This window comes from Levilactobacillus brevis, assembly GCA_021383565.1.
In the GTDB taxonomy this organism is placed as follows: domain Bacteria; phylum Bacillota; class Bacilli; order Lactobacillales; family Lactobacillaceae; genus Levilactobacillus; species Levilactobacillus brevis_B.
The window spans coordinates 2,249,993-2,265,414 of the sequence record CP079699.1; the positions used below are offsets into that span (position 1 = coordinate 2,249,993).

The following is a 15,422-nucleotide window of genomic DNA, read 5'->3' on the forward strand; positions in this document are numbered from 1 at the left end:
GTAAGCATAACCGGATGCATGTTCTTGAAGACCTGTGTTTTGAAGACCTGGGCGGCGCTAGCATAGCCCAGGGATTTACGTAAGCGATGGTTAAGTGCGTTTTGAATGGCTTGGATCGTTGGTAGATCAAAGTTCTTGAGAGAGATGCCCTTCGGAATGTACTCACGGATGAGACCGTTGAGATTCTCATTAGACCCTCGTTCAGAGGGCGTATAAGGATGAGCGAAGTAAACTTTGGTTCCTTGGACCTGATCTAGCTCGGCAAATTCACTGCCATTGTCAAATGTGATTGACTGGAAGTTCTTAGGACCATAGGCCGTAATGACCCCTTGAAGTGCCTGGCGGCAAGTGTCAGCGTGGTAGTCAGGAATCTTAACGATGATTTCAAAACGACTGACACGCTCGGTTAATGTCATCAGTGCGGGCTCGCTAGCAACCCGCTTGCCCTTAACTAGGTCTCCTTCCCAGTCACCCACCAAGATGCGTTGGTCGACGATAGCTGGTCGCTCATCGATTGAGCTACCCAATATCTTCTTATTCTTTCGGGAGCGAGTTCGACGAGTGCTCTTTACTCGGCGACGAAGCTTGACTGGTAAATCAGCGTTACAGAGGTCGAGATAACCTAAATCAATGTACCGATAAACCGTGGGGGTCGATGGACACGGCTTGTCCGGATAAAGTTGATGGAATCGGTGGACGAAGCTATCGACACTATCGACTCTAATCTTGGTTTTGAGTGCTTGGACTAACAGCTTGAAGAAGAGCCAGCAACGCTTTAGTAAACCCTTAGAATGGCATTTAAGGCGGTCTTTTTCATAGACAGCCTGTCCTGCTTCAGCAAAATATTGATAGTATGGCAGATAGTCGGAGTTAAGCTGGCGAACCGTGCCACGCTTGATTTCGCGTGAGATAGTACTGGGATTTCGATGAAGATTACGAGCAATTTGGCGAACAGATTGGTGGTCCTTCAAGAACGCTTCAATTTGGCCACGCTCTTCGGCAGAGAGTTGTTGGTAAGTAATGGTAGTGGTATGATTTGACTGGGTCATGGAGATACCTCTTTCTTTTTGGTTTGGTCGCTTAAAAGTATAGGTCTCCATGGCCTATTTGTTTACCCTTAATGTCTTAAGGGGTGTTGCACTTCAATTTTAAATCGGGCAATACAAAAAATAGAAAGGGTGCGTTCGATTTATGAAAGCTTTAGTCTTAACTGGAACCAAACAGATGGAAATTCAGGATGTTGCGAAGCCAGAAGTTAAGCCGAATGAGGTCTTAGTGAATACGGCCTACGCGGGAATTTGCGGGACTGACCGAGCCTTGTATGCCGGGTTACCGGGTTCTGCAAATGCCGTGCCACCCATTGTCTTGGGCCATGAAAATTCGGGAATCGTCGCCGCGGTCGGTCGCGAGGTGACCAACGTAAAGGTGGGCGATCGCGTCACGGTCGATCCCAACATCTACTGTGGGCAATGCAAGTACTGCCGGACGGATCGGCCAGAACTCTGTGACAACCTGTCTGCCGTGGGGGTCACCCGTGACGGTGGCTTGGAGGAAGCCTTTACCGCCCCAGCTTCCGTTGTGTACCCGATTCCTGAAAGCGTTTCCTTAAAGGACGCGGCCACCACGGAACCTATCTCCTGCGCGGTTCACGGCATGAGCCTGATTGACGTCAAGCCTTATCAAAAGGCACTGGTCATCGGGGATGGCTTCATGGGTCAACTATTTGTTCAATTACTCCGGGCCTATGGCGTTCATCAAGTCGATTTCGCCGGGATTATTGACGAAAGATTAGCCTTTAACCAGGAAAAGTTTGGTGTTACCAACACCTACAATACGCAGCGTGATCAGATTCCGGCCGATTACGACGTGGTCATTGAAGCCGTGGGATTACCTGAAACACAGGAAGAAGCCGTTGAGGCCACGAAGAAGGGTGCTCAAGTCCTGATGTTTGGGGTCGGCAAGCCTAACCAGACCTTCTCAATGAACACGTACGAGGTCTACCAGAAGCAATTGAAGATTCAAGGCGCCTTCATCAATCCGTACGCCTTTGAAGATGCCATTGCCTTACTGGCCAGCGGCGAACTGGACGTAGATTCGCTGATCAGTCATGAAGTCAGTTTGGAACAAGTTGAAGACGTCTTAAATGGTAAGGTTAAGGGCGTCAGCAAGGCGGTTGTCAAAGTCGGCAATCAGTAAAGGTGAGGGATAAACATGAGAGCTGAAGCAGTCAGTCATTTTAACGGCAACGCACATACCACGGATTTAGACAATACGGGACGGACCCTGTCGATGGCCCAGTCCATCGGGTTCTTTGCCTTATCAATTGTCGTCAATTCGGCTGGCAACGTCTTAACGTTGGTCACCAGTGCGAAGATTCACCCATCCTTTCTGGGGGCGGCGTACTGGTCGGCGGCGGAGGCTAATTTCGGTACGGCCTTTCATTGGAACCTGTTCTGGGCCTTCCTGATTCTGGGGTTCTTGACGGCGGCGTTGAATGCCGCTCTGATCCATCACTGGGATTGGAAACGGATTGCCGGTAACATGGCGTTCATGGTGCCATTCTCTGCGTTGATTCAAGTGTTTGCGGATTTCTTTAATGGCAAATACGCGCTGTTCGCTGGTCTCCCCGAAGCGCACGGCGCTGGCATGGTGACGCTCTACGTGGCGTTAAACTTTCTGGGAGTGGCCTTGATTGGGACGGCTATCTCAATCTATCAGCGGGTCAATCTGGTCTTACACCCGGCCGATGATCTCATGCAAATCCTGCGTTTTCGCTACTTCAAGGGTAATGCCGCCAAGGCCATGTGGGCATCATATATTCCACCGACAATCATGGCGATTATCGCCCTGCTCATCACCCATTCGTTCGTCAACTTTGGTCTGGGCACGGTCTTCGCTTTTCTCGCGCAAGGCGGGATTACGGGGATTGCTGACAAGATGGTCTTTCCCCACTTACACCATCAGAAGGTGGACGTGGGTCAATGATTGGTCCGGTTTATATCGAAAAGCGCAAACAAAATCCTCGTCGAAAATGGCGAGGATTTTTGGGTGGTTTGAGAGGTCTTAGTATACAGGTTACATCGGCAAAAGCCTAGGAGAGATGGCTGGTAACAGTCATTGGTTAAGGTCATTTAGCACTTGGCTAAGGGGTAGCTGGGCGAGGAATGAGGGTCGCCGCGAGTCGACATTCCTGGGTGGGGAGTTGGTCATCGTCAATGCGGGCTAACAGGCGTTCGACGGCGATTCGTCCGAGGTCGCTAATCGGTTGCTTAGCCGTCACGATGGGTTGCGGGAGAAAGTCAAACCAGTCGTTGTCGTCGAAGGCCCCCAGCTGAAAGGCAGACAGGTCTAACTCGGGGAGCTTACGTAAGACGCCGGTCATGATGGTATTATCAGCGGCAAAGAGGGCATCACACTTTTGATTAACTAATAATTGACGAGCCATCTGTGGAACGTTGCTGCCGTCGGTTCGGGCAGTGGCTTCGATAGCTGTGTCCGGCGTTAGGTGAGCAGCAGCGAGGGCCTGATGATAGCCCCGGAGCCGTTCGGTCGCGGTGGTAGAGACGGCACTATTGATAATACCAATGCGTTGCGCACCGCGATTAATCAGGCAATTGATAATATCTTGGGTTCCCTGAACGTTGTCGACCAGGACACGATCATACCGTGAGACCACGTCGGCAGGGGGCATACGGTCCACGAAAACGGCGGGGGTGGTGCCCAGCATTTTAGGGTAGTCGGTTGAGGCCCCAGCACTGGTGATGATGAGGCCATCGACTTGCTTTTCCAGCATCAGGTTGATGGCCTTGGCTTCTTTTTCAAGGTGTTCATCCGTGTTGACGATCAGAACGTCATAGCCGGCTTGGCTGGCGGCGTCTTCGATGGCCCGGCTGAGTTGGGTGAAGAAACCGTTGAGAATGTCGGGGATGATCATCCCCAATGTGTGGCTCTTTTGAACGCGAATGCTCCGCGCTAAGCCGTTGGGACGGTAGCCGAGGTTACGGGCAATTGTCTGAATTTTTTCGCGCGTGTCACGCTTGACCTGCGGGCTGTCGTTGAGTGCCCGCGAAACGGTGGCTTCCGAGACGCCGGCTTGTTTAGCCACGTCTTTAATGGTGATGTTAGTTGACATGAAGTTCACTTCTTTATTATTAATAATTTAATTATTGATTAAATAAGATACTTATTAGTAGCTGAACGACCAGACAATCTGGGTGAAGACTACTCATAAGGTTATGTTTATCGTAGCGGTTACAATGGGGCCTCGTCAACCATTTCTATCGGACGAGTAAAAAATTATCAAAAAAAGGTTGCATTTACCTAGGGGAAGATGCTAAAATTATTATCTGTTGGGGTCAGTATTGACCAACTTATTGGGCTATAGCCAAGTGGTAAGGCAACGGGTTTTGATCCCGTGATGCGCTGGTTCGAACCCAGCTAGCCCAATTGAAGAGTTTAGATAGCCGTTATAGAAGCCTTGGAGGTGGATGTGGCGGTTTTTTTGTGATTAGGGTTGGTATTAGGTGGAAAAAACCTGGTTAGTTGCTATTGTAAGCGCAGTCATCGTAGCATAAAATAAGTATTAACTAAGACTGAATAGGAGCCCTACCTCATGAAAAAAATAATTATGGACTGTGATCCCGGTCACGATGACGCGCTGGCTATGATGCTGGCGTTGGCCAGTCCGGAGATTGACCTGTTAGCGGTCACTTCTTCTGCCGGGAATCAGACGCCGGAGAAGACCCTCAACAATGCTATGCGGCTACTGACGCTCATGCACCATCAAGAAATTCCCGTCGCTGGTGGGAACCGAACCCCCTTGATGAAGCCATTGGAAACGGCCGGCAACGTACACGGTAAATCCGGATTGGATGGTGCCGATCTTCCTGAGCCCGACTTTGCCGTTCAAGACATGACCGCTATCGAGCTGATTGCGCAGACTTTACGGGCAAGTACCGACCCGGTTACGCTCGTAGTCACTGGGCCAATGACCAACATCGCCCTGTTTTTGCGGGTTTACCCCGAGCTCAAGTCCAAGATTGACCGCATCGTCTTCATGGGTGGGGCCATGGGTCTGGGCAACTGGACGCCTTCCGTTGAATTTAACATCTACGTTGATCCCGAAGCCGCCAAAATTGTTCTCAACGCCGGTATTCCGCTGACCATGGCGCCGCTGAATGTCACCCACAAAGCACAGATCCTTAAGCCGGAGATTGCGGCCATTGGGGATATTAACAATCCCGTGGCCCACGCCTTCGAAGGTCTCCTGAACTTCTTTGAAGTCTACCACGAGAATCCCAAGTGGGGCTTCAAGGGTGCGCCACTCCACGATCCGTGCACGATCGCTTGGCTCCTTCATCCCGAAATGTTTAAGAGTGAACTGATGAACGTCGATGTTGAAACGCAGGGCGAATTAGTTCGCGGCGAGACGGTTTGCGATTACTACGAATTGACCGGGAAACCGAAGAACACCGACGTCCTATTAGACATTGACCGACCAGCATTTATTCAGCTCATCACGGATTCTTTAAAGACTTTTAACTAACTGGGTTAAGCTAGCCACAGCAGCAACGTTTCGCGTTGCCGCTGTGGTTTTTTGTCTGACTTAAACAAAACGCAAGCATTTTACGGCTCTTTGTCAACTGTTGTTGGTAATCGGCTGTCTGAGGTTGCCTAATCGTATTATGATTAGGCAGCCTTTTTAATTCCGAATACTAGATGAATCCTTAATCTAAAGCTACTAAAACAACCGAATCCGTAGCTGACTCGCTTGATTACTTTGATTTTATTATTGATACCTTCCATTGGTCCATTAGAATAATTGTATTTTAGCGCATTGTACACAGATTCTTGGTGTTCTCTCAACGTATTTAACGGTGTTTCAAGCTCTTCGGAGTAATCATTCTTCTTGTCTAGAATGGTTACTAGTTTGGACGTGTGACGATACTTGACGGCTCGCCGAACGGTCTGTAAAAGCTCATACGCTTGGCGTAATTCATCATTGAAGCTGAGAATGTAATCGACCGTACTATTCTCAGTATTAATTCCTGAGAGATGAGTGAAATTATGATAGACGTTGAAGTTCAGCTTTTCGTTAGGTTTTAAGAGTAGTTTCCAGTATCGTTTTAAGATCTTATGTTTGATATTTGAATTGGCATAGGACTTCATTATACGAACTCTCACACGATTGAAACCACGCATTATAGAACTCACGATGTGGAACCTATCGGTTACCACAATCGCGTTTGGAAAAACGGTTTCTGTCAATTGCGGATACGTGTAATTCATATCTGTCACAATGATTTTCACGCCTTCTCGCGCAGCCTTAGTATATCGATTGAAGTATTTTTCGAGATCATACAGGGTTCGTGATTCAAGGATATCGATAAATTCGTTTCGCATACCGTCCATAAAGACAAAGCTCATTGCACCTTTGGCATCTTTGGTAGACTTGACTTCATCCATATTAATAACTGCTGGCAACCAGCTGTAATTTGTCTTAATATCCGGTTGGTAGCTACGCATGATTCGTAAAACACTCGTACTCGAAATGTTTAATTCGTTTGCGATATGCCGCATTGAAACCGTCTCACTGAGCTTTACTAAACACGAGATCCGGCTGACGTTAGAGATGGTGTGGTTTCGCTGAACCAACGACGTTTCTGCCAGAAAGTATTGATGGCATTGCTTACACTTGAAATTACGTTTTTTAAGGTGAAGTTTAACGTCTCGTTCAACGGCTTGTGGGAGTTTAACCGTGGTCCAACGCCAACCGTATTTGATAATGCTCTTCTGGTTCAAAACGCCACATTTAGGACAAGCTTTTGGACGGTAGTCTAAAAGTGCCTGTACCTTGAGTGGTCCCTTTACTTCTAAGGGATTCATTATTTTCAGTTTTTTGATATTAGGGTCTTTTATCCCCAGAATAATTTTAGTATCATTGGACATAGGATATAGTCACTTTCTTTCTCTTGAAATGTGGTAGTGGATGGACATAGATCTGCGACTATATCCCTTTTTTGTACCCATTTTTACTCTATACAGTATACAAAAATATCCGCTGCCAGTAACCAATTAAGTTGATTACCAACAACAGATATTTTAGAACCCATTTTACGCTACACTAGCTGAACGCAGAACGTTCAGAGAGGGGAATTGTATTGAGACAGACAACTTATCCCGCCCATGAGCAGCTGTTCTTTGGGTGCGGTTTAACCATGCTGGCAGGGGCCTTGGACGCCTATTCCTATCTGGAACACGGCGCCGTCTTTGCTGGACTCCAAACGGGTAATCTCATCTTGCTGGGGGTTAGTCTGGGGCATTTTCAACTGAGTACCGTTGGTCGTTATCTAGCGTCGTTACTGGCGTTCGTAGTGGGGACGCTCGTCGTTCGGTGGCTCCAACGCATCTTGGAAAAGTCGCGGGCAAACGCACAACTGATTGTGTTAGGGTACATGCTGGTGTTACTCCTGGCGGTCTTAGGCCTTCACCACCTCCCCAGCTACGTGTTAGTGGCGTTGCTGTCACTGATTGCCGCGGCTGAACTACAAGAATTTCGACAGGTTAAAGGACGGCCGTTTACGCCCCTCATGACGGGGGATAGTCGCCATATTTTCACGGCAGTTGGCGCGGGTCTGCGCGACCGCAGTCGGGAGACCCGTGCGACGGCTAGCGATACCGGCATTCTCACGCTTAGCTTCATTGGCGGGGCACTATTGGTTGCCGCGGGAACGACCGTGATGGCCGACTATGCCATCCTGTTGCCTATTCTACTAGTGGTGACTTTACTGATATGGCTGTACCAGCAGACCCATCGGCGAAAATGGAAACACTAAAAAATGCGATCCCAATACGGGGTCGCATTTTAAATTACCCAAATTACTTCGTCGCATCGAAAACATACGCGGAACTGTAGAACGGTACGCGGTAGGCGCGATAAGCGTAAGCCTTGGATGAGGCGTTCTTCATCGTGGCGTTAAAGACTTGTTGCCCACTCTTTGTGACTTCGATGATGTTACTCTGTTGGCCACCAGCCTTGAAACCAAAGTCGATCAGGACGTTGCCGTTCGATTGCTTTTCGGCGTAACCAATTACACTGGTAAAGTTACCGGCACCCAGGGTCTTGCCATAAGACCAGGTCGAGGTGATGGTCATCTTCTTGGCGTTGACGTGGTATTCGACAGCTTGCGAATACTTGCCGGACGTCTTCTTGTTTCCGTTAGTGACGTCGATATTGTTGTCGTACAACAGGAAGTTTTCACTATTGGCGGCGTTTTGACCACCGTTATTTAGCAGGTAAAGGCCATGTTGACCACCCGTGGTAATCGTGCCCTTGGTTGGCGTCAGCACGTATTTCTGGTAAGCCTTAGGCCAGCTCGACTTCTTCTTGCCACTGTAGAGCCATTTGATATGGTCAGTCTTGTAGTCCAACTTCATAATCAGATCTTGATTCCGACTGGACAAGACGATCGAGTGGTCATTCTGGTCGTAATCCACGGCATTGTTGTGTAGCCAATCAATCTTGCCGTCAGTGCCCTTCTTGTACTTCGCCCACATGGACTTCGGCAGAATCTTCTTGAGGTCGATGACCTTGACGATCTTCCCGGTCTTGTGCGACACCTCAATTAGCGTATCTTCCTTGTACTTCGAGCCGTCCGAAACGGTCGCTAAGAAATTGTGATTAGGCAACTCGACCAGATCGTGGTGAATGACGGTCGTTTCCACGCCACCATCGGTACTGCTGGTTTTGTTGGCAAAGCCGTATTCTTGGTAAACGCGGCCGAGATAATCTGTCTCGATTAAGTCATTGTAAACATCGGAACTCTGATTCTTCTTGGACAGAATCATGATGTGGCCGTTGGACCACTGCTCAATGGTGTGTTGGGAATAGTTGGTGTCGTACCACCGCACGGCACCGTCCGCGTCAATCGCAAAGGGCTGTTTGGTCGTCCGGTTGATGACGGTCAACTTGTTTTTGCCAATGCTCATCTTGGACTTGTCCACGTTTTTCGTCGTGATGGTGGCGTTCTTAATGTACTTTGGTAGCGCGCCCGTCTTCATCTTCAACGTCTTGGTCTGCGTCTCACCGTTCTTGGTCGTCGCGGTAATCTTGACCGTGTTGTTGGTGTCCGCATATAGGCCAACGACGGGCACCTGATGACGCTTGGTATAGCCACCCTTGACCGTATTGGTGATGGACGTCTTATCCGACTTGCCAACCACGGTATACGTGATCTTTTCGGCGGTACTGGATTTAAACGTCACCAGTGCGGAGAGGGGCGATGTGCCGTAGGGATTGACCTTGACGTAAGGATTATCCAGCGTGTATTGACTGCTTTCGGCCGCGGCCTTGTACTTAGCGGTCGCGGACTTTTGTGCATCCTGACGGGTCGTAATGATTTTGGTATCCAGATTTTTCTTAATCTGGGCATCGGTCAACGCGACCTTGTTGTTCTTAATTTTATAGCTGGAACTGCTACTTTTGCTGGTTGAACAGCCGGCCAGACCGACCGTCAGTACGGCCAGGGAGGCGATTGCTAGAACCGCCATCCGGGGGTGTTTAAATTGCAAATGGGACATCTCCTTCATCAATTATGAAAAAAAGGGAGCACTAACCGCCAAGTTAGTTCCCACATATGTAACATCCCTAATATAGCACTGCTATAAAACAATCACGTTACCGGGGCGTGATACTTTTTTGAAAAAAATATGATCATCTTGTGAAGTTGACCGCTTGGTTTAGACGCGAAGCAGGGGGCCGTGACGATCGCCTTTCAACTTTTAGTCAAACATCTAAGGGTTGAAGGTTCGCAAACATGCTCCAATCCCTAGCTGACAAAGTTTATCGCCATTAAACTAGTCATCAATACCACCTGCGGCTGCCAGAGATTCCGACGCTGTGGGGATCGCCTGCGGCCTGAGAAGCGGTCCTCCGGCTCGGTTTGAAGCCTGACAAGAATCGCCAGTCTCCAAACACGTCCCGCGGTGTAAGCTGACTCAGAACGTCAGCTAACACCGCTGTCACGGCTACCTCCATCTCTGGCTGCCTCCGGTTACGATGGCTGACAACCACTAAACGCGCGGTGCCATCGCTGGCGTGGCCACGTTTGGCCAGCTTAATTGGGTATCCCTCACGTAGCCGTGAGTGCGTCAAATTTGGTCTCAGCCGTGGGATTTTCCAAGTGGGTTACTTGGAAAATGGCGTCTTTGAGACGCGGGCTGCCGGCTCAAAGCGAGGGACAAGACCGTCCTTTGGCTTGGCCCGTCCTCCCCACCGCGATCCAGACCAAATTTGGCGAACGGTAAGGCGGCCAGTGCGCGATTAGCCTATTATCATGGATGGTATCCATGTCATACTACAGATTCTAGCCGCTTTCTAGCTTTCAACTTTCAGTCAAACATAAGAAAATCACAAGAAATGTTTAATTTAGCGTAAGGACGTTGCCGCGAGGTGGATGCTATAACTAGACTATGTTGTTTGCAACATCACACGATTTATTGAAAACAGGGAGGTGAGACCGTGGCCGAACGGAAAAAACGGCGGTATTTACACGAGGTCGATCTTATGCGAGTCATCTTTATCGGTGGGGTTTTGCTCAACCACACCACGACCGCATTTGAATCGCGCCTAGTCGATACCTCGCATAGTCAATTGATTTTAGAAGCAACGCATTTAGCCTTACATTTTACGCGGATGGGGTTCATGTTCATGACCGGGCTAGTCTTGGTCCTGAACTACTATCATCGCGATCATCAGTGGCTCAGGTTTTGGCGGAAACGCTACCTAGGTTCTGGGATTCCGTATATTGCCTGGAATGCCATCATCATGGTCGTTGCGACCCTGATTGCCAGTGGGGGGATCGATTCGTCCCAATACTGGCCGCATCTGGGCAACGCGCTACTTTACGGGAATGAATACTACATGTACTACATTGTCGTGACGTTCCAACTGTACCTCTTGTTTCCACTGATCGTTTATCTTTTTAAACGGTTACCAGATAAACATCTGGTCGTCATGGGCATCAGCGCCGTGATTCAGTTCTTCTTGTTGGTTGGGATCAAGTATTGGTTGCCGCATGTGGACACCAGTCACTGGTGGTATTTATTCAAAGCCTATGGCACCAACGTGTTGGTTTATCAATTCTACTTCCTGGCAGGTGGAGCCGTCGCGATTCACTACGACACCTGCGTCGCCTGGGTGGAACGTCACCACCGGTTCATCGGCTGGTCGACGGCCATCTTGGCGCTGGGTACGATCTTCCTCTATTTTGGGGACAAAAATGTACTGAAGCTGAGTCGTAGCGGAATTTTCTCCGTTCATCAGCCGTACATCTTCATCTATGACGTCTGCATGTTGGCCTTTGTCTTCTGGCTAGGACTCCAGTACGCCAAGGCCCGTCAACACGGCCTGCCGCAGTGGATCGACCGTCTCATTCGGGCCTTCTCCACGGTGTCGTTTGGCGTCTACCTGACCCAAAGTCTACCGTTATTCGCCTTGGGAGGGATTCTTAGCCTCCTGAAGTTACCAGCTTGGGCGGTTTTAGCGCTCTTGCCCGTGGGCTACCTATTTGTGTTTGGTGGCGCCCTTGCTATTTCTTGGTTCTGTTACCGCGTGCCACCGTTTGGCGTCCTGATTGGGCGTCCACAGTGGCATCTCTTGAAAGGAGTACATTCCTATGTCAAAAATAACCTTAAAACTCACGCAACAACTGAAACAGGCGTCTCATCAGAACGTCATTAAGGACGAGGCCCGCGATCGGTGGTTTACCGGCGCCGAACTGGCCGCCGATGTCGACCAACTCGAGGATCAACTTCGCGGTCTGAAAGTGGGGCATGGCGATCTCGTTTACGTTTGCCTGCCTAACTCGGCCCTGTATCCCGTCTTGACGCAGGCTATCTGGGCTATCGGTGCGGTCATGCATCCGGTGGCGCCCAAGACGCCAGCCGCCGAAATGCAGGCCGAGCTAGCCGCCCACGCCTACGCGGCCATTATCGTTGGGCCGCAACTATTACCTGCCGCTCAAACCGACCGGAACACCACAGCGGCCACGCTCCAGTTGGCGACTGCCCCGACAGTAACGTTACTGCGAGACGTGGCGGTTACGGGCCATGCGGCCGCCACGCCAACCGAAGAAGATTTGGCAGTGATCCTGAATACCTCGGGCACCACGGGTAAGCCGAAGCGTGTGGGGTTGACGCATAAACTTCTCCGCAACGGCGCCCAACACGATATTGATAGTCACCGGATGACTTCCGCCGATACCACACTGATTGTCATGCCACTCTTCCACATTAACGCGCAGGTTATGTCGCTACTGTCCACGCGTCTCTCCGGTGGTCGGGTGGTGATTACCCCGAAGTTCAGTGCCAGCCATTTCTGGCCGCAAGTGCAGGACAACGCCGTGACGTGGGTATCCGTGGTGCCCACCATCATTAACATCTTGTTGTTAAATGCCCACTCGCGGGCCGCGTACGATCAGAGTCGCAGCCGGCTTCGTTTCGTGCGGTGCTCCTCATTCTCCTTACCGCTGGATAAATTAACCCAATTTCAAGACACGTACCATACCCAGATCATGGAAGGCTATGGCATGACTGAGACGGCCAGCCAGTGCACGCTGAACCCCTACGATGCGCCTAAGGTTGGCTCGGTCGGTAAGCCGGTAGGTACGGAGGTCGCCATTGTGGTCGATGGCCAATTCGTCCCGAACAGTCAGGAGACTGGTGAGATTGCCGTTCGTGGTGACCACGTCATTCACGACTACCTCGATCCCCATCCCGATTCCTTTCAGGATGGCTGGTTTCTGACTGGAGACCTGGGCTACTTTGACGCTGAAGGTTATCTCTTCGTGAGCGGCCGTAAGAAGGATATCATTAGTGTGGGTGGTGAAAAGGTTGCCCCGGCATACGTTGAAAATGAACTGAGTGAATTGCCCTTTATCAAGGAAGTCACGGTAATCGGTACGCCCGATGACCTGTATGGCGAGGCGGTGACGGCCGTTATTATTTCCCAACCCGGTGACCAGCGGGTGCAGCGCCAAGCGGTTCTCGACCAAGCGCAACGGACGCTGGCGCCGTATGAGCAACCGAAGCGAATTCTGTTCGTTCAGGACTATCCGCGAAATGCCACGGGTAAGGTGGTTCGACCGAAACTCCGTCAACAGTTGTTGGCCCAAGGGATTGGTGAGGGCGCATGAGTCAAACCAAACGGCGTTTTCTTAAATGGCTCGTGGGCCTCATCGTGATTCTGTGGGCGGGCGTAGCCTTCTACGGTTATCGGCAGACCGATGCCAGTAGTCAATCCAGCGGGCTCACAACCGTGACGGTAGGCTACCAGAAGGGCGATCCGGTCGATATAGCCCGGCAACGGGGTGAATTGGTGAAGGAGATGAAGGCCAAGGGTTATAAAGTTGTTTATAAACAGTTCCAAGATGGAACCTCGCTCCTCCAAGCCTTAAAGTCCGGCAGTATTGATTACGCCAGAACTGGCGACACCCCACCCGTGACCGCACAGGCAGCCGGGACGAAGTTAACTTACATTGGTGCGGGGTCCGCCAAACCCCAAGGATCCGGCATCGTGGTGAAGAAGGGTAGCGGTATTTCCTCGATTAAGGATCTGAAAGGCAAGAAGGTCGCCTACACCAAGGGGACCAGTTCACAGTATCTTCTGTTGCAAGCGCTAAAGAAGGCCGGTATGTCTTCTTCCGACGTGACGTGGGTCAACATGGACCAGTCCTCGGCCAGCGTCGCATTTGCCAAGGGTAAGGTGGCTGCTTGGGTCACTTGGGACCCGTATACCGCCCAAGCTCAGGTTAACCAGAATGCGAAACTGCTGACGAACGGCGTCGGTTTGAGCAACAACCGGGACTTCCTGATTTCGACACAGAGCTACGCCAAGGCGCATACCACAACGTCGAAGTACCTGGTAAAGTACCTCGGTGAGGACATGCAGTGGGCCAATACCCATAAATCGAAGCTGATTAAGATGATGAGTAAGTCGTTGAAGTTATCCTCAGCCGTCGTCAAGAAGATGGTCATGCGTCGAAGCTACACGTTTGGCAAGATGACCAAGACGATTACGCAAGAACAACAAAAAATTGCGGACGCCTTCTATCAGGCGGGGCTCCTGAAGACGGATGTGACGGTGGATAAGATCGTGACGTACTTGAAAGAATAACCCATTTAGCAAGCTTTCCGAGTCTGGGAGGCTTGCTTTTTTACGCACGGTAATCAGAAATACGCTACAATTGAGAAAATAACCCGGAAAATGAGGCGGTTCATGCTGATGGAGGCGTGTGTCAGGTAACGTCACTGGGAAGTAGGGTAATATTTCCCCGGAAATAATTAGAAAAAGCGGCTAACCGCTTGCTCGTCACGCGACGTCATCGGGTATAACGAAGGTAGGAGGTGACAACCATGTCAAAACTAACGACCGGGGAATTAGCCAAACAGGCAAACGTATCGGTACGCACGCTTCAGTACTATGATCAGCGGGGGCTTTTACGGCCGACCGAACTGAGTACGGGTGGCCGACGACTGTACACAACGACAGACTTGAAGCGATTGAAATTAATCCTGCTACTCAAGGGGATGGGGCTTTCGCTGACCGCTATTCAGGAAGTATTGGACAGCGACCAGTCGAACCACGTTCTCGCCTTGCTCCTGGACCAACAGAAACAGAAACTTCAGGATGAGCAGGCTGCGACCACCGAAAAATTACGAACGGTAAGGCAGGTGCGTGCCGGTTTGGCCGACTTTGCGATGGTCCCGATCCAATCAATCGAAGACATGGCGCGCATTATGGAAAATAAAAAAGGATTACGCAGGGTTCATTTGAACCTCGTGGGGTGGGGGCTCTTAATGGATGCAATTGAACTGGCTGCCCTGATTTACAGCATCGTCGTGGGCAACTGGTGGGTCTTCGCAGTAGCCATGGTGGTGGCCGTGATCTTTGCGACCGTGGCGGTTCGTCGTTATTTCAACGCGGTAGACTTCATCTGTCCGGCCTGTGGTAGCCAGTTTCGTCCTCGCTTCAAGCAGGCATTCTGGTCGGGACACACGCCGAAGACGCGGAAGCTAACCTGCCCGGTCTGTGGACAGACCAATTTCTGTGTGGAAGTATTGCGGCGCTCGGCAGCTAAGCGGTAGGAAATCGAGCAAAACATCGGCTAAATGGTCTGATCGTGCCCCGTCATTTATTACTAATGTAAAAAATGGCGATTTGGTTGCACAAATGGCCGAAATAATTGTCAAATTCGTTTTAATCATCTAATAGTTTGATGTGTTTATCGAAAGGCCCTGAAGAGAAATGCGTGTCGCTTGGCGTTTTTGGCTTGTAGGATCGAGCCATGACGGAGTGTGACGAGTGTTTCGACCTATGAATAATTTTGTATCTAAAGGTTGAAAATTCGTGGACACGCGGTGAC

At 50.2% G+C, this 15,422-nt stretch carries 11 protein-coding genes, 1 tRNA gene and 1 pseudogene; 9 read left to right on the forward strand and 4 right to left on the reverse strand.

The annotated features are described in order from the left end of the window. Nucleotides 1-59: 59 nt before the first annotated feature. A pseudogene (locus KB236_10455) lies at nt 60-1,049 on the reverse strand (IS30 family transposase). 142 nt (nt 1,050-1,191) lie between these two features. Between KB236_10455 and KB236_10460 the strand changes: the two are divergent. Together KB236_10460 and KB236_10465 are read left to right on the forward strand one after the other, a co-directional pair. After that, complete coding sequence (locus KB236_10460; GenBank protein ID UIF28935.1) at nt 1,192-2,196, forward strand: zinc-dependent alcohol dehydrogenase family protein; 1,005 nt, start codon at nt 1,192-1,194, stop codon at nt 2,194-2,196. Nucleotides 2,197-2,211: 15 nt separating this feature from the next. Next, complete coding sequence (locus KB236_10465) at nt 2,212-2,985, forward strand: fructose permease (protein ID UIF28936.1); 774 nt, start codon at nt 2,212-2,214, stop codon at nt 2,983-2,985. Nucleotides 2,986-3,142: 157 nt separating this feature from the next. Here KB236_10465 and KB236_10470 read toward each other — a convergent pair whose 3' ends face one another. Continuing rightward, nucleotides 3,143-4,132 carry a LacI family transcriptional regulator gene (locus tag KB236_10470; GenBank protein UIF28937.1) on the reverse strand — a complete coding sequence of 330 codons (990 nt, stop codon included), beginning with the start codon at nt 4,130-4,132 and terminating at the stop codon, nt 3,143-3,145. A 242-nt stretch (nt 4,133-4,374) separates the two neighbouring features. Between KB236_10470 and KB236_10475 the strand changes: the two genes are divergently transcribed. Together KB236_10475 and rihA are read left to right on the forward strand one after the other, a co-directional pair. Beyond that, a tRNA-Gln gene (locus tag KB236_10475) sits at nt 4,375-4,446 on the forward strand. A 166-nt stretch (nt 4,447-4,612) separates the two neighbouring features. Further along, entirely contained in the window at nt 4,613-5,545 is a 933-nt protein-coding gene (rihA, locus tag KB236_10480; protein UIF28938.1) for a pyrimidine-specific ribonucleoside hydrolase RihA, read from the forward strand. A gap of 143 nt (nt 5,546-5,688) precedes the next feature. Here the strand turns inward: rihA and KB236_10485 are convergent, their stop codons facing one another. Further along, nucleotides 5,689-6,885, reverse strand: coding sequence for an ISL3 family transposase (locus KB236_10485; GenBank protein UIF28939.1), 1,197 nt, complete (start codon nt 6,883-6,885; stop codon nt 5,689-5,691). Between the two features lie 332 nt (nt 6,886-7,217). Here KB236_10485 and KB236_10490 point away from each other — a divergent pair, with 332 nt between their 5' ends. Beyond that, on the forward strand, nt 7,218-7,835 hold the full coding sequence (locus KB236_10490) for a DUF1275 domain-containing protein (protein UIF30352.1): 618 nt from the start codon (nt 7,218-7,220) through the stop codon (nt 7,833-7,835). A 43-nt stretch (nt 7,836-7,878) separates the two neighbouring features. Here KB236_10490 and KB236_10495 read toward each other — a convergent pair whose 3' ends face one another. Further along, complete coding sequence (locus KB236_10495; GenBank protein UIF30353.1) at nt 7,879-9,579, reverse strand: aryl-sulfate sulfotransferase; 1,701 nt, start codon at nt 9,577-9,579, stop codon at nt 7,879-7,881. Between the two features lie 985 nt (nt 9,580-10,564). Between KB236_10495 and KB236_10500 the strand changes: the two genes are divergently transcribed. The 4 genes from KB236_10500 to KB236_10515 all read left to right on the forward strand — a co-directional run bounded on the left by KB236_10500 (nt 10,565) and on the right by KB236_10515 (nt 15,144). Beyond that, complete coding sequence (locus tag KB236_10500) at nt 10,565-11,740, forward strand: acyltransferase (protein ID UIF30354.1); 1,176 nt, start codon at nt 10,565-10,567, stop codon at nt 11,738-11,740. Continuing rightward, a complete protein-coding gene (locus KB236_10505; GenBank protein UIF28940.1) occupies nt 11,676-13,193 on the forward strand; it encodes an AMP-binding protein in 1,518 nt (505 codons plus the stop codon). The genes KB236_10500 and KB236_10505 overlap by 65 nt, the downstream gene beginning before the upstream one ends. Next, nucleotides 13,190-14,173, forward strand: a complete 984-nt coding sequence (locus tag KB236_10510) for an aliphatic sulfonate ABC transporter substrate-binding protein (GenBank protein ID UIF28941.1) — start codon at nt 13,190-13,192, stop codon at nt 14,171-14,173. Before KB236_10505 ends, KB236_10510 begins: the two co-directional genes overlap by 4 nt. A gap of 239 nt (nt 14,174-14,412) precedes the next feature. Further along, on the forward strand, nt 14,413-15,144 hold the full coding sequence (locus KB236_10515) for a MerR family transcriptional regulator (GenBank protein UIF28942.1): 732 nt from the start codon (nt 14,413-14,415) through the stop codon (nt 15,142-15,144). Nucleotides 15,145-15,422 lie beyond the last annotated feature (278 nt).